Origin of the sequence: Eisenbergiella tayi (genome assembly GCF_001881565.1) — a bacterium.
Lineage (GTDB): Bacteria > Bacillota > Clostridia > Lachnospirales > Lachnospiraceae > Eisenbergiella > Eisenbergiella tayi.
Genome location: NZ_MPDJ01000009.1, coordinates 123,677 through 146,500, shown reverse-complemented (window position 1 = coordinate 146,500; position 22,824 = coordinate 123,677). Strand labels below are relative to the sequence as shown.

Here is a 22,824-nt window from a genome sequence, read left to right as displayed (position 1 = left end):
TTTTCTGCCTTCCTTTTTTGGGTTATTTTTTCTCTGACGTAGTTCCCTCCAGATAGGAGGAAAGGTCATTCAGAGCTTTATGTTCCAGAATGACAGTAGTGCCCGCCCGGGAGGCGGATTCAAGCCGGAGAGAGCACTGGCTGCCGAATATCAGTCTGAGCCGCTGGGCTATGTTAAGGATACCGATGCTTCCCGGCGTATCACTGCACAGACTTTCTATGGAGGTATTCAGACGGTCAAGCTGTGCAGGGGGGATTCCGCATCCATTATCGGAAATTTCATAAACCACGGAATCATTACGAAGATAGCAGCGGAAAACAATAAGCCATTCCTCCGTTTTTCCCTTCAGTCCGTGGATGATACTGTTTTCAATGAAGGGCTGCAGGATCAGTTTTACAGTTTCGAAGGAGGTGCACTCATCTGAGATATCCGATATAATACGCAGGTGATCCTTATAGCGGACCTGCTGTATTTCCAGATATTTCAAGGCGTTATCAATTTCCTGCTGTACGGTGACTGTATAATGCTCGGTATCATAAGAGTAGTGGAGCAAATTGGAAAGCAGGGATATCAGTCTGGTAGCGGCAATATCCTTTTTTACTTCTTTCATAATACTCAGATTGATAAGCTGCAGGGTATTAAACAGAAAATGAGGATTGATTTGGGCCTGAAGTGCCGCTATCTGGTATTTTTTTAACGCTGCCACCTTTTCATCCAGTTCGGAGCTGATGTGTGAGTTCTCATGGGAAATATCCGCAATTGTATGGGAAATATAGAAAAATTCACTCAGCCGTTCATTTTTATTCATAGCCAGCTTATCCGGATCATTCAGGGAATCCATGATGACCGCTACGGAATGGTACTGACGCAGGGAAATAAAGAGAGAAAGGAAAAAGGAAAGTACGAAAATGGAAATTCCCCCAAGAAGCAGAAGTATTTTTAAATTGGTAAAATCCTTGATAAAATTACTGCGGTTGTTATAAGACATAAGCAGCAGATGAGAAACCGTACTTTTAGCAACGGAAATAATGGTATCATCATAAAAGATGGAATTTCCTTCTACCTGTTTTGCGGAATTGAAGGCGGCATACAGGTCACCATGCTCAAACATGATGGTATTAATTAAATCAGGTGAATCGCTGTAAAGGATCAGGCCTATATCGCTTACTATGAAAATACGATCCGGTTCTTCCTCGAAAGATCTCTTGACAATATCCACAAAATTCGTATAGTCCAGGCTGGCGCAGAATACACCGATGGGAGAATTATGGGAATCAGTGATTTCACTGCAGATATAGAGTGTATTGAAATCCTGGGAATGAACCTTACGGGGAAACATCATAAAGGAAAGCTTGGTCGAGGCATAGGTATAGGTCCAGTTGTATCCGTCCGGTTCTGAAGTCCGGCCGGTGCGCGAGGATAAAACCATGCCATTTTTCAGATCATAAAGGAAGGCTTCTTCTATAATATCGGAATCAGAGGTCATTGAAGTCAGCATATCTTTACAGTTGAAAAGAACCTCTTCGGAAGGAGATGCGGACGTTAAGTAAGACTGTACGGATGAACTGTTGGAAGCCAGCCGATAATCTGCAAAAAATTCCGAAGTCAGCAAATCAAAGATTTCCTTGGATTTTAATGTAACGGTCGTGGACTGATCCGTGATTTCTTTTTCCAGGACGTAGTTGTAATAAGTCCAAATGAAAATATTATAGGGAATGAATATAGCCAGAATAATAAGAAAAAAACTGAAAAGATACCGGAAAAAGATACTTCTCCACCGATAGAGCTTAATGAATTTAAAGAGACTGTTTTCTTTCATTATAAACGGTTCCTCCTGTCTATTCCCACTTCCTTTAGTATACGGGAAAGTATCTCAGAGAACAATAGCACCGGAACAACGGGTAGAAAATGGGGTACCAAATGTAAATGTACTGGGATTTACACAGAACAGAGGGATGGATAGAATATAGGAAGTGGCTGTGAAAAATAAATAAAGGGGTGGGTAAATGAAAAAGAAAATGGGGCTATTTAACCAAAGGGGATTCAGACTTTTTCTAATGGTTTCGCCATTATTGCTATTGGTATTCGTTTTTTCCTACATGCCGTTGTATGGCTGGATATATGCTTTTTTTGATTATAAACCGGGCAGGGCGCTTCTGGATTGCGAGTTTGTGGGGCTGCAGAATTTTACAAGAATGGTATCAGATAAATATGCGCTGGAAGAACTGATTCATGTAATGAAGAATACGTTCGGGATGAGTTTTTTGGGTATACTGACTTCTCCGCTCCCCATGTTCTTCGCTATTTTCCTTTCGGAGATTAAATGCATGCCTTTTCGGAAAGGTGTGCAGACGCTGACGACAATTCCCAATTTTATCAGTTGGGTACTGGTATATTCGGTAGCTTATGCCATGTTTTCCGTGAATGACGGTTTTGTTAACCGGCTGCTTATGAATCTGGGGATTATTGAGGAAGGAATCAATGTACTGGCATCGGATAAACATGTATGGCTGACCATGCTGGGATATTCCACCTGGAAATCATTAGGTTGGAATGCGATTATGTATATAGCCTGTATGTCCAATATCGATGAAGAGCAGTATGAAGCCGCCAAGGTGGATGGGGCAAGCCGGATGCAGAGAATCCGCTACATTACCATTCCGGGCCTGATGTCTACATATTTTGTATTGCTTCTGCTGTCAATCGCCAACCTGATTAATAATGGAATGGAACAGTATTTTGTTTTCCAGAATGCCATGAATAAACAGAGCATCGAAGTGCTGGATTTGTATGTATACAATCAGGGTATGGTGGGAGTGAATTACTCCTATGCAACAGCGGTCAGCATGCTGAAATCGGTTGTCAGTGTAAGTCTGCTCTTTTTTGCCAATAAATTTTCAATATTAGTTCGCGGGGAAAGTGTAGTATAAAAAAGGGGGAGAATCATGAAGAAAAAAGGAACAGCGGGGGAAGTCATTTTTCAGATTGCAAATTATACAATTTTTGGACTGTTTACCTTGATATGCATCCTGCCGTTTTATTACTTGTTTATTAATACAATCAGCGACAACAGCCTGGTTTCCCAGGGACTCATCCTCTGGAAGCCAAAAGGGATTCATTTCACCAATTATATGGAAGTTTTGAAAATGAAGGGATTGGGTAATTCCGCACTGATATCGGTGGGAAGGACTGTACTTGGAACTGTGCTTAACGTATTCGGCACTGCTTTCCTGGGATATGCGTTGGGAAAACAGGAATTGTGGGGGAGAAAATTCTGGTACCGTTTTGTTATTATAACCATGTATTTTAACGCCGGTATCATTCCCTGGTTTATTAATATGAAGAATCTGGGACTTACAAATAATTTTCTGGCTTATATTATTCCCGGCATTATTTCACCGTTTTCTCTGATTCTGTTTAAAACATATGCGGAAAATCTTCCTGCGTCCTTGGAAGAATCCGCCCAGCTGGACGGAGCTGGCTACGGGGTACTTTTTTTGAAAATCATCATGCCGCTGTGTAAGCCTATCGTTGCCACTATTGCTGTATTTTCCGCGGTAGGACAGTGGAATTCCTTCACAGATACGCTGTTTTTAATGAGTGATTCCAGATATTATACTCTGCAGTTTATCTTGTACCAGTATCTCAATGAAGCGAATGCCATTGCTAATTCCCTGAGGAGTTCCATGGAAAACGGGATAGCGGCGGATCCGTCGCTGCTGATTACGCCTACGGCAATTAAGATGACGGTTTCCATGGTAGTTGTCCTTCCGATTCTGTTCGTATACCCACTATTCCAGCGTTATTTTGTGAGCGGGATTATGATTGGGGCAGTGAAGGGCTGAGTTTGTAAGGTATCCGGTTAAAACGGATTCTAAATAAAGAGGAGGATTTAAAATGAGGTTTGGAAAAGTAATTGCAACAGTTTTGGCAGCAGGCCTGCTCATGAACAGTCTTGCCGGCTGTGGTCAGGCCGCAAAGACAAAGGAAAGCAGCAATACGGAGACAACCGTGCAGGAACAAAGAACGGGAGAAGACATCGTAACATTGAAGGTCTTTTCCATGCCCTCCAATACATCCGGTGTGAAAGAGGGCTGGTGGGCGGATATCCTGAAGGAGAAGGCCGGTGTGCAGCTGGAAATACTTCCGAGCGGGGATGAAGGAGAACAGAAACTGCAGGCACTGATGGCAAGCGGGGAACTTCCTGATATTGTGATATTCAAGGACAATAAACAGGTTGTCAATGCTGTGGCCGGACATATGCTGCTGGCCTATGATGATTATAAGGAACTGCTTCCCAATCTTTATCAGAATGCAGATAACTCCCTCCGCTATTATGCTGATAATGTGAGCAATGGTGAGGGAAAGGCATTTTCCGTCGGAACACGTATCCAGACATCTCTGGAAACGAAAGGAACACTGAACTGGGGACCTTATCTCAGGTATGATCTCTATAAACAGATAGGCGCTCCAAAAGTAGAAACTTCGGATGATTATCTGGATATTCTGAAAAAGATGCAGGAAATCTATCCGGAAAATGAAAATAAACAGAAGGTATACGGTTTTTCTTTATGGAAGGACTGGGATAACAGAAGAATGGCACTGGGAGATCTGCTCGGTAATATAAACGGGATTTCTTATGATATCTGCGGAGACTTTCTGGAACTGAATGTTATTACAAATGAGATAAATACGATTTTCGATGAGGACAGCTGGTATTTGAAAACTCTGAAGCTGTATTTTGATGCCAATCAGATGGGGTTACTGGATCCTGACTCTATGACACAGCGTTTTGATGATGCCACAGGCAAGGCCGGAGCTGGCAGGACACTGTTCTCCTGGTGGGGCTGGGCAACAGGAGGTTTTGATACTACGGAGAGACATAATCAGGGAATTGGATTTATGCCGGTTGAAGCAGAAAATATCAAGGTACTGCATCAGGGACTTCAGCCAATCGGAAAGAACTGGTCTGTTTCCGTCAGCAGTGCGACAAAATATCCGGAAGCGGCAATGCGTTTTGTTGACTTTATATACTCGGAAGAAGGTGCTATGCTTCTGCATAATGGACCGAAAGGGGTAACCTGGGATGTGGGAGACGATGGAAAGCCTTACGTGACCAAGGAAGGTTATGAGTATCAATTGGATACCACAAAGGAACTTCCGGGGGGCTCTAACATTCCGGAATCCCAGAACTTCCTGAATGTCCTGCCTTTGTATGAAACCGAAATGAGCAAGGAATACGGCGTGCCTATCGGCTATAAATATTGGGAAAAAACAGCGGACGCACCCGCTGATACCAAGCTGGAGGATGAATGGCAGGCGGATTATGGTGCGGAGGATCAAATCGAATATCTGAGTAAAGTTGACGGGATAGCGGTGGCGCCGTTTGCACCAATTCCTCCTATTCCCGATGATTTGGAACAGATTTCAGGCCGTGTGGGAGATGTGGTTAAAACCTATTCCTGGAAGATGGTTATGGCGAAGGATGAAGCTGAATTCAATCAGCTGAAAGAAGAAATGATAGAAAAAGCGACAGGGATGGATGTGCAGAAGGTAAATGAGTGGTATACTCAGGAATATCAGAAGGCATATGAAATTGGAAAGAAATATTCATAAAGTAATCTGAAAAAAAATACCGCAGCCTTGCTTTCGGGAGGCTGCGGTATGTAAACAGAATGGAGGCAGAGAAACTGTGAAGCAATGCAGGCAGTTTTTTTGCCTGGTTTTGTACATGACTGGAGTATGAGGGGCGGGAGAAATGTATCATTTTATATTTGTGGATGATGAGGATTATATCAGGGAACTGTTTCAGGAAATTATGGATTATCGGGAATTCGGCTTTGAATTAGCGGCATCATTCTCCTCTGCAGAACAGGCCCTTGCATATATCAGACAGGGAAACAAAGTGGATGCGGTATTAACGGATATACGGATGGGAGATCTGTCAGGAATTGAACTGAGTGAATATATCTATGCAGACAGACCGGATATTGCGGTGGTCATTATAACCGGGTATGGAGAGTTTGACTATGCACAGAAAGCCATAAGATGCAATGTATTTGACTATCTTCTCAAGCCAACTTCCTATACAGATCTGGAAAGATTGTTTGCAGCATTAAAAAAAGCGCTTGATGAGAAAAAGGATGATACACAGGAAGAAGAGGAAGAAAGCTATTATGTCAATATGATACAGACATTGAAGGATTATATTGAACTGAATTTTGCAGGAGAAATAACTCTGGAAACGATATCCGGCGAGGTTGGCATGAACCCGGCCTATCTGAGCCGTTTCTTTAAACAGCATACGGGCAGTAATTTCATGGAATATCTTACTGCCGTTCGGATAAAACATGCTATCAGACTGCTTAAGGACCCCACGATCAAGGTATATGAGATCAGTTCTATGGTGGGTTATAAGAGCACAAAGCATTTCTATAAAATATTTAAAAAGAATACCGGATTAACGCCCAGCAGCTATAGAGAGAAATGGGAGGAACAAAGAAATGATACAGGGAATCATTAGGAACGGGCAGTCCATAGCTGCAGTCCATAAATTTGACACAGTCATAACCGCGTTGGAAGACGTGAAGGGAACCTGGGCAGGGATCAGGTATCAGCCGGACTTTCCCATTGACGGCAGTGAATATGTATTTCTGCCCGCATGCTGTTATAACGGAAACCGTTTTCGCTCTATAAAAAAGGAATATCCGCCCATGTTTGAGCCGGAGGAAGCTGCGGTGGATATGCCGGTAACGATTACGGATGTAATCCGGCAAAATGAGGACGGCAGCGGCAGTATTTCCGTTACAAGCGGTGATGTAAGCGTGCCCTGTGTCGGTATTTTTTCAAAAAAATACAGAAAAGCGGTGCTTCTTTATACAGTTCAGGAGGTAAATGGATATAATCTGGGACTTTTCTGTGGGGATGGTGTTTTGGAAATCCGATATCCCCATTTCAGGGAGGAAAAACAATACAGAGCTTTCTGCATGAAGGAAAAGTCGGATCCGGGAAGGGATTTCCATAAGGGGGAAAGCATAACGATTCCATACCGTATTTATGAGTGGGACTGCGGCAGCATGCAAGCGTTTTTCCACAGATTTTTTGAAACGAGGAAATGTATGGAAATGGACGATTCCCTGCCGGAAATAGAATCGTTTGAAGAGCAGTGGGAATTGCAGAGAGAAAAATTTAACACATGGAATTACAGGGAATCAGGTGGCTTTTACGGAGTCGGCATCACGGAAGAAGCTACGCAGATATGGCAGCCGGGCTGGGTTGGCGGAGGAATGTCATCTTATGCGCTCATGAAGCTGGGTGGAAAAAACGAATGGGAGAGAGGGATGTCTACTCTGAGACATCTGTTCAGAACTCAGGGACCTTCCGGGTTGTTTTATGGGATGTGTACACAAGAAGGAGAACTGAGAAATGATGCCTTCGGACATGCAGGAGCGGAAGATTGGGTGCTGATCCGGAAATCTGCGGATGTTCTGTATTTCCTGTTCAAGCATTTCCGACTGATTCAGGAAAATGGACAGCGGATTCCGGAAGAATTCCTGACAGGTACAAGAAAACTGGCTGATCGGTTCGTGGCTCTCTGGCAGGAATATGGCCAGTTCGGTCAATTCGTAAATATACGTACAGGCAAAATTGCCGCGGGAGGTTCGACCAGTGCAGGAATTGCGCCGGCAGCCCTTGTCAGCGCCTATGAGTTTTTCGGAGATCCGATTTATCTGGAAACGGCAAAGGAAAGCGGTGAGATGTACTTTTACAGAGATGCTTCCAGCGGATATACTACGGGCGGGCCGGGAGAAATCCTGCAGGGACCCGACAGTGAAAGCGCGTTTGGGCTGTTGGAGAGCTTTGTACGGCTTTATGAAGCTACAGGAGAGAAGAAGTGGCTGGAGCGTTCCGTTTTTATGGCTGATTTCTGCAGCAGCTGGGTGGTCAGCTATAATTTCCGGTTCCCGCAGGAGAGCGAATTTGGACGTCTTGGAATGAAAACAGTGGGAAGCGTTTTCGCCAATGTCCAGAATAAGCACTCGGCTCCCGGGATCTGTACACTGTCGGGAGACAGCCTGTACAAAGTATATCTTTGGACGGGGGATGAACGATATTTGACGTTGATGAAAGAAATTACGCTGACTATCAGTCAGTATATGTCGAGAGAAGATCGTCCGATTTTTTCCTGGGATAGTCCGCCGCGGAAACTGCTTCCGGGGATTATCTGTGAACGGGTTAATCTTTCGGACTGGGAAGGTGAAAAAGGAGTCGGCGGTGTGTTTGACGGGAGCTGCTGGTGTGAAACGAGCAATTTGTTAGTGTTGGCGGAGGTTCTGCCTTTGCTGCGGATATAAGAAAGTCGGGGAATTATTTCTCCGGCTTTCTTTTATGGAAAATTCTGTACCTTAATACAAAAAATAGTGCACCTGCCGCCCCTTGCAGTTATGATATAGTAAATATAATCGGGTTAAGTCTGTCTTTTACAAAACAGGGGGTAAATAAACATGAAACTTTATATTGCAGAAGATGAGGAATGGATAAGAAGAGGAATAAAAAAGATGATACGCTGGGGAGAACTGTCCATGGAACTTGCGGGAGAAGCGGACAACGGTGTATTGGCAAAGGAAGAGATACTGAAGCTTAAACCGGATATCGTACTGGCAGATATCCGTATGCCCGGAATGGATGGGCTGGAACTTGTAAGCGGGCTGAAGGGAATGACAGATACAAAATTCCTATTTATCAGTGGCTATAAAGAGTTTGAATATGCGAGAAAGGCTGTGGAACTGAATGCGGTCAGTTATCTGCTTAAACCGGTAGATCCGGAAGAATTGAATGAGGTGCTTCATACTGCGGTAAATGAGATCATGAAAGAGAGACAGAAAGAACTGACCGGAGGGGAACAGAATTATCTGCTGAAAGTTTTGGAGGAACAGATTATCCCTGAGGAAGAGGAAGAGAGATTTTTTACGGTTCTGCTGATGCCGGGCGACGCAAACTGGATTACCGATGAACTTCACGAAAAATTCCTTGCGGTTTTAGATAGCTTCCGTAATAAAGGAATGAAAGGGGAACTCCACAGAAAATCAAGGGATGAATATGTGATTATTTTTTCTGCATCCACCCGTCAGGCTTTTAAACTGCATCTGAAACATTGTCTGGAAGCCTTATGTTCATTGATTCCTGTAAAGACAATTTGGTCATTGGGAAATACGGTTGACAGAATGTCGGATATCCCACTGTCCTATAATCAGGCATGGCAGGCTTATATACACAGGCCGCTGAATTATACAGAAGGAATTATTTCTTATGAAGAAATGGATACAACACCTACTTTCATGCTTCCGTTGTCAGAGGAAACGGAAAAAATATGGGCAGGTGCGGTAATGGGTGAAGAGCATAAAATGATGCAGGAAGTGGACAGCCTTTTTCTGAAGGTAAAAGAGTTGGATGGAGTGGGAATACAAAACCTGGTGGATTTTGTCTTTTATATGGTGCTGGATTTTGCAGGACGGATTCAGAAAAGAGGTGTTGGAACCTCTTGTTATTATGAACTGTGTCAGGAACTTTCAGGGAGAAGATTCCAGGTAAAAAATGTGCAGGAAGTAAAACAGTGGCTGGAAAGGTTACTGGCAGATATGTGCAGAGACCTGAAAAAAGAACAGGCTAAAAGCATTCAGGCTGCTGTGGAACAGATTTCGTCCTATATTGATAAACATTACATGGAAGAACTGTCCCTGGGAGGAATGGCGGAGATGGTATGGCTGAATGCTTCGTATTTAAGCAGTTCCTTTAAAAAAGTGAAAGGAGTTAATTTCTCTGACTATATCATGCAAAAAAGACTGGAAAAAGCTGCCGAATTAATCCGGATTACGAGCATGGGTATAGGAGAGATAGCGGGTATTGTAGGATATGATAATGTTAAATACTTTTCCCGTATTTTTTCCAGAATGATGCATATGACGCCATCCCAATACCGGGAAACACAGAAGGAGCAGTGAGATGAATATCAGAAGAAGTCTTTTGGTTAAGATGGTTTTATCCTTCGTTTCTATTATGCTGTCTGCAGTGGTTATTATTTCCGCCTTTACATACTATGGAAATGTAGAAATATTAAAAAAACATGCTTTTGAAAATAATGATATGGAATTGTCCATAATTTCAGAAAAGATCGATTCCTATCTGGAGATGTTGGATCTTGTGTCCGCCTTTACATACGAGTCGGAATTGCAGGAGCTTCTTTCAAGAGTAGAAGAAGAGTCAGCGATTACGAGTATGAGAAGGCTGCGGGGATTTCAGCAGTTTTATTATAAGAGACTGGTATCCCTGAATTTTGAAGGAGAGATTTCGGACATTTATTTTATTTATCCGGATGGTGAGGTACTCCATCAGGGAGAGGGGATATATGATCCGTCTTATGATTTTACACAACAGGAATGGTATGAGGAAACAGTACGTAATTCGGAACGGACAAACATTGTTAATACGCACAGGCAGGAATACAATCTGAGCGGCAGATATCATACACAGGGTGTATATAACGGGAATTATTATATTTCGGCGGCGAAAAGAATTAATAAACTGAACGGGATGGAAATGATGGGTGTTCTGTTTATGGATATCAATATCAAAAAGCTGGAAGAGATGTTGGATCCTTTATATATCGGAAATGATTCAGAAGTATGGTTTGCAGATGAAAACGGACTGTGTGTATATAGTCAGGACAGGGAAGAACTGGGAATGAAGCTTCCGTTTTCCATTGATCAATACAGGACGGATTCAGGGGAGGACAGCGGAAATTTTACGATTGTCGTGAATGATGTGGAAAAGCTGGTTTCCTATAAACGTTCTTCAAAAACGGGATGGTATCTTGTCAGTGCGAAGCCGACACAGGTGGTTATTTCAGATATCTCTCTTTTGAGAAGAAATATTTTTCTTGTATCGGCAGCCGCTTTTATCCTGGCGGTACTTCTGGCAGTCAGTTTTGCGAGACGTTTTTTCCGTCCTGTAAGGGCTTTGGCAGGTGCGATGAAAGAGGTGCAGGAAGGAAAGCTGGATATTCGGGTAGATGTATACAGTGAGGATGAAATTGGATATCTGACAAACACTTTCAACCATATGGTTATCAGGATAAAAAAACTGATTGAGGATAATTATCTGATTCGTCTGCGGGAAAAAGATGCACAGATAGAAGCTTTGCAGCTGCAGATAAATCCTCATTTTTTGTATAATACGCTGGAATCTATGAGCTGTATTGCATATGTACATGAGGTGGAGGAGATAAGCATCATGTCCAGGGCTCTGGCTGATATGTTTCGATACAGTATCCGCAGATCGGGGAGCCTTGTTACAGTAGAAGAGGAATTGAATCATATCAGAAATTATATGAAGATACAAAAGGTCAGGTTTGGAAAAAAAGTAACTGTTGATTACCAGGTGGAGGAAAGAATTCTTCATTGCAGGATTATTCCGCTGATCTTGCAGCCATTGGTTGAAAATTCCATTAAATATGGCGTTGAAGTAAAAATGGTTCCTGTGGATATTGTCATACATGTTGCTTATGATGAAGAACAGATTGCTTTTATAATAGAGGATAATGGCTCCGGCATCCGTGAAGAGAAAAGAAAGGAACTGCTTCGGGTTATGAGAGCAGGAGCGGAAATGGATGTACTGGAAAAGCATGCTCATATCGGTATTGTAAACGTAAACAGCCGTTTGGTATATCAATATGGGGAGGCGTCCGGTCTGCATATAGAAAGTCAGGAAGGATGCTTTACAAAGATATCATTTCATATTCCCTGTTCCAAAGAAAGTGCACCTAAAGACTGAAAACAGGCTCCTTGTGAGTGCGGACATAAAAAGGTACTATCAGAATAGAAATTGCAATTTCAAATTTTGAGATAGGAGGAGATAATAATGAAGCCCGTACCTCATAAGGAACGCAGTCTTCTGGAACGGATCCGGAAAAACAAAAATGCCTACTTTTTTCTGATACCCATATTTCTTTTCCTGTGTACCTTCAAATATTATACCTTTTTTACAGCAATCGTTGAATCTTTTTTTAAATGGAATGGTGCCAATGTAAACGTATGGGTAGGACTGGAAAATTATAGGAAGGTACTGACGGAAAATACATTTTGGATATCCATGAAAAATGTAGGAATCATAACAATCTGCAATGTGATAATATGTGTTACATTTCCAATGCTGGCAGCGATTATGGTATATTCCTGCAAAAATAAACATATTTCTAATTTCTTTAAAATTCTATACATAATTCCTATGGTAGTACCAAGTCTGGTGGTATTTCTTATGTGGAAATGGATTTATGCATTTGATACGGGAGCCATAAATCAGCTGCTCAGATTGTGCGGTCTGGACAATCTGGTCCACTCTTGGCTGGGAGAACCCGGAACTGCGCTGGCAGCTATTATCATGATAGGTTTCCCTTTTATAGGTGCATTTGGACTGCAGTTCCTGGTGTATTTGGGGGCATTGCTGAATATTTCAGTCGATATCTGTGAATCGGCCAGACTGGACGGTATCAAATGGTGGCAGAATATCATCTATATAGAGCTGCCGCTGCTGAAACCGCAGATGAAAATGTTTGTAATGCTTGCCATAATTAATTCCATGCAGTCGTTTGAAAATATTCTGGTACTGACGGAAGGCGGACCCGGCAAAAGTACGATTGTACCGGCACTTTATATGTATAAGCAGGCTTTTACGTATAGTAATATGGGGTATGCCTCTGCCATAGGGGTTCTGTTGTTTCTGCTGGTATTACTGTTTACGGTATTGAATTATAAATTTGTAAACACACAGGATTAGGGGGCCGGATTATGAAAAAGAAGCAGATTGGATTAATTATTGCACTTGCTTTTCTGGGAATACTCACGGTTTTCCCTTTTTATCTGACAATCGTGAATTCGCTTAAGTATAACCTCCAAATAATAGAGAGCATCTGGTTTTTTGATATGCCGCTTCATTTTGACAATTATGTACGGGCGGCAAAAGAAATTATGGGAGGAATATTTAATTCCATTTTATATACGGCTGTGATTCTGATGGCTACACTCCTGATTTCCTCTCTGGCAGGATATTCCTTTGGTGTATTCAATTATCCGGGCAGGGATGTACTTTATTTTGCAGTTATCATGTTCTTAATGATACCGGGATTTGTAACATTAATCCCTCAGTTTATGCTTGTTAAGGATATGCAGCTGTTAAACACGAGAGCAGGGCTGATATTGCCTGTCATTGCAACGGCATCAGTAATGCCGGTGATGTTTTTCAGAAATTATTTTGAAGGACTTCCCAGAGAATTGTTTGAAGCAGCTCGGGTGGAAGGCGCAGGAGATTTACGGGTCTTTATTTCTATTGTGGTACCTTTATCCAAATCCATGTTTGGTACGGTTGCTATTATGACGGGGCTTATGGCCTGGAATAATTATATCTGGCCTCTTGTTGCTGCCAATGACAGAAAAATCATGCCGGTAATTTTGCAGCTGCAATATATTTCACAGAATGCCAAAGAGGGCATGGGACCTGTCCTTGCAGGGTATGTGATAGCGTCCGTTCCGATTGTGATTTTATTTATGGCTGCAACGAAACCCTTTATTCAGGGAGTGACTGCGGGTGCGGTCAAAATGTGACAATATATTAATAAGGAGAAGCTTATGAAAAATTATAAGAAAAAACTGGCTGGACTGGTGGGAATACTTCTGACTGCGACAATGATTTTAAGCGGATGCGGTTCGAAAGAAAAGGAGGATACTTTGGAAACACCGGAAGCAGTTCCGACAGATGCTGCTGTTGAAGCGGAAAGTACTGCTGACAACCAGTCTGCGGAAACGGATGATTTTGCTCCGGATCATAAAATAAAAATAAGATTTGCGACAGGAACGATGGATTCTGATGATAATAAGGCAGCCTGGGAAGAAATTTTGGCAGCCTATAATGAAATACAGCCCAATGTTGAAATTGAACCGGTTCCGCTTGACTGGGCAAACCAGAGAACGTGGCTTACCATGCAGCTGACGGGAGGAACGGCCCCGGAGGTATTCCAGTCAAAACTGTCATGGGCGACAGATGACTATAATAAAGGGCTGATAAGGAATATCAATGATCTGATGGAAGCGCCGAATCCTTATACAGATACGCCGAGCTGGAAAGAATTCTATGCACCTGCTGTAATCAGTCAGATGCAGGCCATATCCAAGGATTATTACAGTACTTGTAATTACATGGATATTGTGAAGGTTTTCTACAATAAGGATATGTTTTCAAAGGCAGGAGTATCAGACATTCCGGAAACCTGGAGTGAGTTCCTGGATGTCCAGAAGAAATTGAAGGAGGCGGGATATGCTCCTTTTGCAGTACCGAATTCCAAACCGGCGGATAATATTTATAACTGGGCGGAAAGGCTGCTTACTTATCAGGTAGTAGAGGGACTGCTTCCGGAACTGGATGTAAACGGCAGTGACAGTATTGAAACGAGCGAAATTGTCCGAGGGATAGATTTAGATATTATCAATATTGAAAAAGCCCCTTTCAGTGATGTGTTTCCGCTTTTGAAGGAATGGAGCCAGTACTGGGCGGAAGGATATAATGCGATAGATTATACTACTGCGGAACAGATGTTTATCAGACAGGATGCGGCTATGATGTTGGGAATGCCCGGAACATCCAAGAATATGACAGATATGGGTGCAGATTTTGCGTACGGTGTTTTCACCTTCCCGTATTTGACAAAAGAAGATACGCCATATGCATGCGAAGCTGTTTATGAAATGGGAGCGGCAGTTACGGAAGTTTATTGTATTCCTTCCAATGTTGAAGGGGAAGAACTGGAAGCAGCTGAGGATTTCCTACGCTTCCTGGGATCACCCAAGGCTATGGAACTGATGGCGGAGCTGATGTATAAAATGCCTACATCAGCAGAACCGGTTACCGACAGTCTGGATGGCTGGGCACCGGAAGGAAGGACTGTAAAGATGAATCTTTACGGACCGGCGGTGGATCAGACATTCTTTGAGGACAGTGTCCTTTTTGGGCAGCTTTATATCGGAGATGATATCAGTCTGGAAGAATATCTGAAGGAACTTCAGAACTCCCTGAAGGATATGGCAGAACGACTGAAGGAAACAAACGGTTGGAGTGAAGAAAACAATTATGGCATTGTGGAACAATAATATGAGAAAACCCAATATACTGTATATTATGTGTGATCAGTTCCGTTATGATTGTATCAGGGCGCTGGGAAATCAGGAGATATTTACACCCAATATAGATCGTCTGGTAAAGAGAGGCCTTGTATTTGAAAATGCCTATTCAACCTGTCCGGTATGTGTCCCTGCCAGATATACGGTCAGAACCGGCCGGGAGCCGGCTCTGACCGGCTGTTACCAGAATGAGATGCCCCAAGCCATGGACGGACTGCCGGAAGAGATGCAGGACAGGTGCGGAGATTATCTGGCCACTGCAATGAGGAAAGAAGGCTATTATACTTTCGGTATTGGAAAGTTCCATACCGTTCCGGAATTTAAAGAAGATCTGGGCTATGACCTGCAGCTGAATACGGAGGAATTATGGGAGTGTCCGGAAGATAGGGCAAATGATGCCTATTATAGCTTTATCAGAAAGGAACATCCGGAATATAATCATATAGAACAGCTTCATGGGGAAAGAACTAATATGTACTATGTGCCTCAGGTAAGTCCCCTGCCGGCAGAACTAACGGTAGAAAGCTTTGTTGCAGACAGAGTGATTGAACAATTGAAGACTGTGAAGGATAAGCCATATTTCGGCTTTGTATCATTTATCGGCCCTCATCCTCCCTGTGCACCGCCGGTTCCTTTTAATCGTATGTATAATCCGGATTCCATTGCCAACCCTCTGAGAGGAAAGCCTGAGATTGATTTTATGGATGAACAGATACTTTGGATGAACTATTTGATATGGGCGGATGAATTGAATGATTTTGCCGCCAGAAACGTGAAATCAAGATATTATGGGGAAATAACATATATTGATACTTGTATCGGCAGAATACTGGATGCGGTAGAGGCAAGAGAAGACAGTGAAAATACGCTGATTTGTTTTTTCTCAGATCATGGGGATCATTTGGGAGATCACCATGCATGGCAGAAGGAAAGCTATTTTGAACAATCATGTCATATTCCCTTTCTTTTAAGCTGGCCAGCAGGATCTGCAGAATGGAAGCTGGAGGGCGGCAGGAAGGAAAGACAGCTTGTTTGTCTTACAGATTTATTCGGAATTGCAACGCAGGCAGCCGGAAACCCGCAAATCAGAGATGGGCACTCTATTCTGAATGTACTGGCAGGAAAAGAAAGAGAGCGGGAAACTCTTTTTGCCTGCTATGGACGTCCGGGTACTCCACAATTCAAAACAATGATCCGTCAGGGAGACTGGAAATATATTTATATGGCGAATGGGGGAAAGGAGCAGCTATTTCATCTGATAGAAGATCCGGAAGAGCTTGTCTTGTATAATATAAAAGAAGAACAAATCATGAAACAAATGAGAAAACGGAATCTGGATTTCTGTGGTAGAGAAGGATTGCTTTCTGCCAAAGATAAAATGCAAATGAAGAGCTTTTCTTATAAGGAGCGGCCACGTTTCCGTATTCATCAGTTTGACTTATCCGGCGGTATCCATGATTTTGGTATGAATTAGAAACATAAAAACAAAGGGCAGACAGCAATTTTAATCCCGACAGGGAAAGAAACAGGCTGTCTGCTTTTTTCAGCCGCATTGCCATAAACTCCTGAAGTAATTTATACAACTTATACGTAGAAGGAAATGTAAGCAGAATGTAAAATACGTAAGGAAAATGAAAGTTGAACAACAAAAATGCCGTAAAGGGAAAAAGTTATATATAAATAAACAATTCTTAAATATTTATTAATTTTTTAGTGACAAGCCAACGGATTTGGTGCATAATTTGAATGATATTGTATTGTGAGTAACTGTTGTCTTACGATGTAACAGGCAGGAAAACAATACAAAGCACAGGGAAAACAAGGTGTCGAAAATGACTGTGCGTTTTATAACAAATTATATGGAGGGTTCATTATGGAGAATAAGTACTATGAGATGAATATCGCCGGCTGCATCAGAAGACTGCCCCGTATCCGTATCACCGACAGCATGGAAATTGCCAGTTTTGTCCTTTTGGGAGATGCGGAGCTTGTTGTAAAGGCGGCGGCGGAGCTGGTAAAAAAAGTGCCTGAGGTGGATTATCTGATCACTGCCGAGGCAAAGGGTATTCCGCTCATTCAGGAAATGGCACGTATTCTGGATATGAAACGCTATTTTGTCGCAAGAAAGAGCGTCAAGCCTTACATGATAGATCCCTTTGTGACGGAGGTATATTCCATCACTACACAGAAAAAACAGATCCTCTGTCTGGACAGGGAAGAGAGCAATATGATCCGGGGAAAGAAAATCCTCATTGTGGATGATGTTATCAGTACGGGAGAATCTTTGAAGGCCATGGAATCCCTGGTGGAAAAAGCCGGCGGAAAGGTGGCGGGCAAGGCTGCCATATTGGCGGAAGGAGATGCTGCGAAGCGTAAGGATATCATCTATCTGGAATCCTTCCCGGTATTTCCGGTAACCGCATCCAGATAAAAGACATCTCCGGCAAAGTACAGGCCTGCCGGAAGAACCGGACGCTTCGGTATGCGGACCGATGGAAAGGAACCGGAAAATTGAGGAGAAAATCAAGTGAATTACGTAGTTAACGATATCAGTTATAAATATACTCCCGATGGAAAAGAAGTCCTTAAAAAGGTGAACTTTTCCATAGAAAAGGGAAAGGTTACGGCGATTGTGGGGCCAAGCGGATGCGGAAAATCCACTCTGGTGCAGATATTCAGCCAGGTCATTCCCAAGCTTATCGGAAACGGGGAGCTTCAGGGGAGCTTTGACGTACCGGAGGGAACCTTTGTCAGCGTGGTGAGCCAGTCTCCGGAGAACCAGCTGTTCGGCTATGGTGTGGAAGACGCGATTGCCTTCGGAATGGAAAACCTGGGCCTTCCCCAGGAAGAAATCATGGAGCGCATGGAGTACGTTCTGGATCTGCTGAACCTTCAGTATCTGAGAAACCGAAGTGTGGCAAACCTTTCCGGCGGACAGCGCCAGTCTGTATGTATTGCTTCCGTACTGGCCATGGATCCGGATATCCTCATCATGGATGAGCCGGTCAGCTCTCTGGATCCCAACGGCAAGAAAATGGTGCAGAGTATCCTGGGACAGCTGAGTATCAACGGAAATACAACGGTGCTTGTGGATAATAACCTGGTATGGTCTGCGGGAATTGTGGATCATGTGATCGGCCTGCTGGACGGAGAAGTTGTTTTTGACGGTACCAGGGATGATTTTTTCAAGGATTTTGCATTGCAGGAGAGACTGGGAGTTATCATTCCCCAGGAAGTGGAAATATACAGGGAACTGTCCAAAAGCTTCCCTCAGCTGGAGCTTTTCTACACGGTGGAGGAAGGACAAAAGCAGCTGGAAAAGCTGATTCCTGTCAGGGAATTTACGAATACGCAGGTGCAGGAAGAGGAAAAGGAGCTGGTGATTACCGTTCATAATCTGGGCAAAACCTTTAGCGACGGCTTCCATGCCCTGATCGATGTGAATGCCAATGTGGCAAAGGGTAAGGTGGTTGCAGTTTTGGGACAGAACGGGTCAGGAAAAACCACCTTTGTAAAGCATTTGAACGGCCTGCACAAGCCCACGGAAGGGGATGTGCGCTATAAAGGGGAATCCATTATCAAAAAGACGGTTGCCCAGGTTTCCAAGAATATCATCCTGGTGTTCCAGCATCCGGAGCATATGCTTTTTGAGGAGACCGTGGAAAGGGAGCTTACCTTCTGTGCCCGTATGCAGCAGGTGCCTTTTTCGGAAGAACAGCTGACGGAGGTGCTGAAGTCTTATCATCTGGAAGAGGATCGGGAAACCTTCCCCCTGAATCTGTCTATGGGGAAAAAGCACATGCTGACGATCCTTTCCGTATTGTTTTCCAGTGCGGATGTGATCATTCTGGATGAGCCTACCCTGGGTATGGACGGTTTCCTGATAAAGGAGCTGGCAGATATGATCAAGAAGCTGTCTGCGGAAGGAAAAACCGTTATTATGATCAGCCATGAAATCCCTCTGGTGTTCAAAACAGTGGATGAAGCCATCATACTGAACCAGGGAGAAAAGATTTTTGAGGGCTCCAAAGAGTCGCTGGCCCGCAGGGATGACATCTTTGACCATATCAATATCCAGCTGCCGCCGGTAGTTCTGCTTTCCAAGGCTCTGGGTCTGGATGAAATCTGTTACAGTGTGGAAGAGTTTGCGGCAAAGATAGTGGAAAGGAATGTATAAATGGATTATTTACAGTATGTAGACGCGGACTCCCTGCTGCACAGGCTGGATCCCAGAACCAAATTTTTGTTTTTCCTGGTTATGGCGATTCTGACCAGTGTCATCAAGTCGGGAGTGGCTTTGCTTTTTCTGTTTGCTTTTTTTATTGCCATGTGGTGTACCTGCCGGATTCAGAAGTATATCCTCGTACTGGCCGGTAAATTGAAAGTGCTTCTCGCTTTTATTTTTCTGCTGTGGCTGATTCTGGGACTTTTTGAAACGCCCGCGGTACAGGGCGGCCCTATCTTTTTTGAAACAGTGATGCCCTTTTTTAACGGTCAGGGCATTTCTATCTGTTTTGACTGGTATGATCTTTATAAGGGCGCTGTGTACGCCCTGCGTATCTTCCTGATGATTTCCTCTTTTTATACGGTGCTTCTGACCACTAACTTCAGTGAAATCATATTGGGGCTTCAGAAGTGGAAGATTTCTTATGCGCTTGCATTCGGTATCGGCCTGATTTTCCAGATCATACCTATGATTATTACGGAGCTGAATGCTATTATGGAGGCTCAGAGCTCCAGAGGGCTTGAGATTGAAGACTGCGGATGGGCGACCAAGGTTAAGAATTATGTGACCTTTTCCCTGCCGCTTCTGTTCCGCGTTATCAGCAAGGGACAGGCGATATCCCTGGCGATGCACTATTATCAGCTGAATTTCTCTGTCCGCCGTACCGCCTATAAGGCGATAAAAGCGACGGCTTACGATGCCTGGTTTGTGGCGGCCAATGCAGCTGCAATTGCGATTACGATTGTTCTTCGTATGTATTTCTATATTCCTGTATGACAACGGCTGGCAGTCAGCCTTATAATCAACAAAAGCACGCTGCCGGAGGCAGCAGAACGGAGGATGTATGATTAAAAAATGGGAAAACCTGACGAGAGATGAAATCGCAGCGCTGGATAAGGACAAATCTATTGTCCTTTTACCCACATCCGCTACGGAGCAGCACGGCGCACATCTGCCGGTGGGAACGGACGCTATCATTCTTTCCACTCTGGTGGACAAGATGGTAAATGAATGTGAATTTGAAGAGGGTAATCTGATTTTTGCCCCTCAGCTGAATGTGGGGAAGAGCAATGAGCATATGGGCTTTGCAGGAACCATTACATTTGGAACACAGACCTACTATTCCCTGCTTCATGACATCGCAGCCGCCATATCAGCCAGCGGCTTCAAAAAACTGGTTCTTTTCAACAGCCATGGCGGCAATACGGATATGCTGAACATGATCAGCCGTGACCTGCGTATTGATCTGGGCCTGGATGTATTTGTATTTGACTGGTGGTTTACACCGTTCTGGAATGACGGCCTGAAGGATCTGCAGCAGTCCGGCAAGTACGGCGTTTTCCATGCCTGTGAGCTGGAAACTTCCCTGATGCTTGCGGCGAGGCCTGAAACCGTACATATGGAGCTGGCTGTGGATGAAGAGCCCGCGGACTGCTTCAAGGGAGAGAAATATGTAACCGTATTCGGCCCCATCAATGCGGGCTGGAAAACGAAGGATGTGACAAACAGCGGCGTTATCGGCGCCCCTACCTTTGCCACAGCCGAAAAGGGTCATAAGCTTTTTGATTACGCGTGCAAGAAGCTTCTTGATATATTACACGAAATAGCTGAAATCAGCTATTAATCAATCAGCCACGAATGAGGAGGAGAAAAAAGTGACTAAAAAATTTTCATTTGTTAACATCATTTTCTTTGTTGTATTTGGTGTTCTGACAGGTGTCCTTTGGGCTTATCTGTGTCCTATCCCGCTGATCCCGGGTGCGGTTCATTTCAGAACATTTGCATTTATTATTGTAGTTATCGGATATCTTTTCGGACCCGTAACCGGCTTCTTTGCCGGATATATCGGAACTATTGTATGGGCGCTGCTTTCCGGAAACTTTATTCCTCTGCATTCCCCTCTTGCAGATGGTATCACCGTAGGCCTTTCCGCAGCCCTGCCTGCCCTGATTCATCTTCGCAATGGAAAGAAGGATCTGCTGGAGCTTACTGCCAACAAGGGTAAATTCATTGCTGTCAGCCTGTTCTGGAGTATCCTGTTCGGTATCCTGATGATCCTGACCACCAGCATTTCCCTTTCCTATTTCACAGGTCTGGAATATACCTACTGTGTCATCTGGATTGGTATTGCGGATGTAGTGCCGATCGCTCTGACACCTTTCGTTGTCCTGCTGCTTGCCAAGAGAATGAAAAACATCAGAAATATCGTGCCTTATATCTAAAAGACCGGGTTAGGAAAAGAAAAACTTACGCGTAACCAGGAAGGGCCGCTTCCCGGCAGTTATCTGCCGGAAGCGGCCCTTCTTTTAATGGGGGTCCGAACGGTTCCCGATCTGGCTGTATACGGACTCAGCATCCAGGATATGATAGGGCTTTGTCTGATGATCACCGGCAGCTCCGGCGGTAACGAGAATGTATTCGGTATCTCCAATCCGTGCAAGGCTTGCCAGGCACAGGCCGGCCTCACTGGTATAACCGGTTTTCCCGCCCAGGATTTCCCCGCCGGGAAACTGTGCCGTTTCCATATATTGGAACATGGAACTGTAAAAGGTAAAGCCGTCAGGATGTAAGGCGCTGGGAGAAGTGCTGTAGCGGCTGGCGGTAAATACTTTTCGGAATTCTTCATTATTTAACGCATAGCGCAGCAATACGGCGATATCTTCTGCCGTAGAGTAGTGATTCTCATCATGAAGCCCGGTGGAATTGCAGAAATGTGTGTTTTCCATGCCCAGCTGATCGGCCTTGCGGTTCATCATTCCCACGAAATCCCGCTCCGAGCCTGCGATGTTATCGGCAAAAGCAAGACAGCATTCCGCGCCGGAGGGCAGCAGGATGCCATAAAGCAGATCCCTTCCGCTTGCTTCCTCCCCGGGCTGAAAACCGGCCATGGAAGCATTTTGGACATAGAGGGAGGAGAAAAGGGCATCAGGCAGCGGAATCGTCTGATCCAGATCCGGCGTATTTTCGATCGCGAGTATGGCTGTCATGATTTTAGTGAGAGAGGCCGGATAAATCCGCGTGCCCTTCTGCCGGGATGCCAGAATTTCGCCGGTGTCCAGCTGCTCCAGGATACAATAAGGACTGTAGAGCTTCTCCACATCCACCGACAGGGATGGCTCTTCGGATTCAGATTCAGCTTCTGCAGGTTCGGAGGCTGCGGTATAACCGGAAATAATGTCTTTATTTTCCTGCCCCAGAAGAATCCTGCCGGAGATGAATACGGTAAGACCTGCGATCATAAGTATGATAAGTACCGTGCACAAACGCCGGATACGCCGTCTGCGCCTGCGCTGTTTCCTGAGTCTTTGCGCCCGCATTCTTTCCTTATTTGTGTTTGATCCCGTTTTCATAAAGTATCCTGCCTTTCTAAAATGT

18 protein-coding genes are annotated in these 22,824 nt (G+C 44.1%); 16 read left to right on the top strand and 2 right to left on the bottom strand.

The window, feature by feature from the left end; genetic code table 11:
* Nucleotides 1-22: 22 nt before the first annotated feature.
* Nucleotides 23-1,819 carry a sensor histidine kinase gene (locus BLA28_RS26695; protein WP_069157150.1) on the bottom strand — a complete coding sequence of 599 codons (1,797 nt, stop codon included), beginning with the start codon at nt 1,817-1,819 and terminating at the stop codon, nt 23-25.
* Between the two features lie 187 nt (nt 1,820-2,006).
* Here BLA28_RS26695 and BLA28_RS26690 point away from each other — a divergent pair, with 187 nt between their 5' ends.
* The 16 genes from BLA28_RS26690 (at nt 2,007) to BLA28_RS26615 (ending at nt 21,671) form a co-directional block, all read left to right on the top strand.
* The gene (locus BLA28_RS26690; protein ID WP_069157151.1) at nt 2,007-2,930 is read left to right on the top strand and encodes an ABC transporter permease; all 924 of its coding nucleotides are present in this window, start codon (nt 2,007-2,009) and stop codon (nt 2,928-2,930) included.
* Between the two features lie 15 nt (nt 2,931-2,945).
* The gene (locus tag BLA28_RS26685) at nt 2,946-3,845 is read left to right on the top strand and encodes a carbohydrate ABC transporter permease (RefSeq protein ID WP_069157152.1); all 900 of its coding nucleotides are present in this window, start codon (nt 2,946-2,948) and stop codon (nt 3,843-3,845) included.
* 52 nt (nt 3,846-3,897) lie between these two features.
* The gene (locus BLA28_RS26680; RefSeq protein WP_069157153.1) at nt 3,898-5,616 is read left to right on the top strand and encodes an extracellular solute-binding protein; all 1,719 of its coding nucleotides are present in this window, start codon (nt 3,898-3,900) and stop codon (nt 5,614-5,616) included.
* Between the two features lie 142 nt (nt 5,617-5,758).
* Nucleotides 5,759-6,523: a response regulator transcription factor gene (locus BLA28_RS26675; RefSeq protein WP_009253329.1), complete on the top strand. Its 765-nt coding sequence runs from the start codon at nt 5,759-5,761 to the stop codon at nt 6,521-6,523.
* Nucleotides 6,504-8,354, top strand: coding sequence for a hypothetical protein (locus tag BLA28_RS26670; protein ID WP_069157154.1), 1,851 nt, complete (start codon nt 6,504-6,506; stop codon nt 8,352-8,354). The genes BLA28_RS26675 and BLA28_RS26670 overlap by 20 nt, the downstream gene beginning before the upstream one ends.
* A 150-nt stretch (nt 8,355-8,504) precedes the next feature.
* Nucleotides 8,505-10,001: a response regulator transcription factor gene (locus tag BLA28_RS26665; RefSeq protein ID WP_069157155.1), complete on the top strand. Its 1,497-nt coding sequence runs from the start codon at nt 8,505-8,507 to the stop codon at nt 9,999-10,001.
* A gap of 1 nt (nt 10,002) precedes the next feature.
* On the top strand, nt 10,003-11,829 hold the full coding sequence (locus BLA28_RS26660) for a cache domain-containing sensor histidine kinase (RefSeq protein ID WP_069153040.1): 1,827 nt from the start codon (nt 10,003-10,005) through the stop codon (nt 11,827-11,829).
* A gap of 87 nt (nt 11,830-11,916) precedes the next feature.
* Entirely contained in the window at nt 11,917-12,831 is a 915-nt protein-coding gene (locus BLA28_RS26655) for a carbohydrate ABC transporter permease (RefSeq protein ID WP_044972213.1), read from the top strand.
* 11 nt (nt 12,832-12,842) lie between these two features.
* Entirely contained in the window at nt 12,843-13,655 is an 813-nt protein-coding gene (locus tag BLA28_RS26650; RefSeq protein WP_069153041.1) for a carbohydrate ABC transporter permease, read from the top strand.
* Between the two features lie 24 nt (nt 13,656-13,679).
* Nucleotides 13,680-15,194 carry an ABC transporter substrate-binding protein gene (locus BLA28_RS26645; RefSeq protein ID WP_069157156.1) on the top strand — a complete coding sequence of 505 codons (1,515 nt, stop codon included), beginning with the start codon at nt 13,680-13,682 and terminating at the stop codon, nt 15,192-15,194.
* Nucleotides 15,160-16,698 (top strand): sulfatase family protein, encoded by a 1,539-nt coding sequence (locus tag BLA28_RS26640; protein ID WP_141702917.1) that lies wholly within the window; start codon nt 15,160-15,162, stop codon nt 16,696-16,698. The genes BLA28_RS26645 and BLA28_RS26640 overlap by 35 nt, the downstream gene beginning before the upstream one ends.
* A gap of 399 nt (nt 16,699-17,097) precedes the next feature.
* Nucleotides 17,098-17,655 (top strand): phosphoribosyltransferase family protein, encoded by a 558-nt coding sequence (locus tag BLA28_RS26635; RefSeq protein WP_009253327.1) that lies wholly within the window; start codon nt 17,098-17,100, stop codon nt 17,653-17,655.
* 96 nt (nt 17,656-17,751) lie between these two features.
* Complete coding sequence (locus tag BLA28_RS26630) at nt 17,752-19,401, top strand: ABC transporter ATP-binding protein (protein ID WP_069157158.1); 1,650 nt, start codon at nt 17,752-17,754, stop codon at nt 19,399-19,401.
* Complete coding sequence (locus tag BLA28_RS26625) at nt 19,402-20,226, top strand: energy-coupling factor transporter transmembrane component T family protein (RefSeq protein ID WP_044972217.1); 825 nt, start codon at nt 19,402-19,404, stop codon at nt 20,224-20,226.
* A 67-nt stretch (nt 20,227-20,293) separates the two neighbouring features.
* Complete coding sequence (locus BLA28_RS26620; protein WP_044972219.1) at nt 20,294-21,073, top strand: creatininase family protein; 780 nt, start codon at nt 20,294-20,296, stop codon at nt 21,071-21,073.
* A gap of 31 nt (nt 21,074-21,104) precedes the next feature.
* Nucleotides 21,105-21,671 carry a hypothetical protein gene (locus BLA28_RS26615; RefSeq protein WP_009253322.1) on the top strand — a complete coding sequence of 189 codons (567 nt, stop codon included), beginning with the start codon at nt 21,105-21,107 and terminating at the stop codon, nt 21,669-21,671.
* An 84-nt stretch (nt 21,672-21,755) separates the two neighbouring features.
* Here BLA28_RS26615 and BLA28_RS26610 read toward each other — a convergent pair whose 3' ends face one another.
* Nucleotides 21,756-22,799 carry a D-alanyl-D-alanine carboxypeptidase family protein gene (locus tag BLA28_RS26610; RefSeq protein ID WP_069157159.1) on the bottom strand — a complete coding sequence of 348 codons (1,044 nt, stop codon included), beginning with the start codon at nt 22,797-22,799 and terminating at the stop codon, nt 21,756-21,758.
* Nucleotides 22,800-22,824 lie beyond the last annotated feature (25 nt).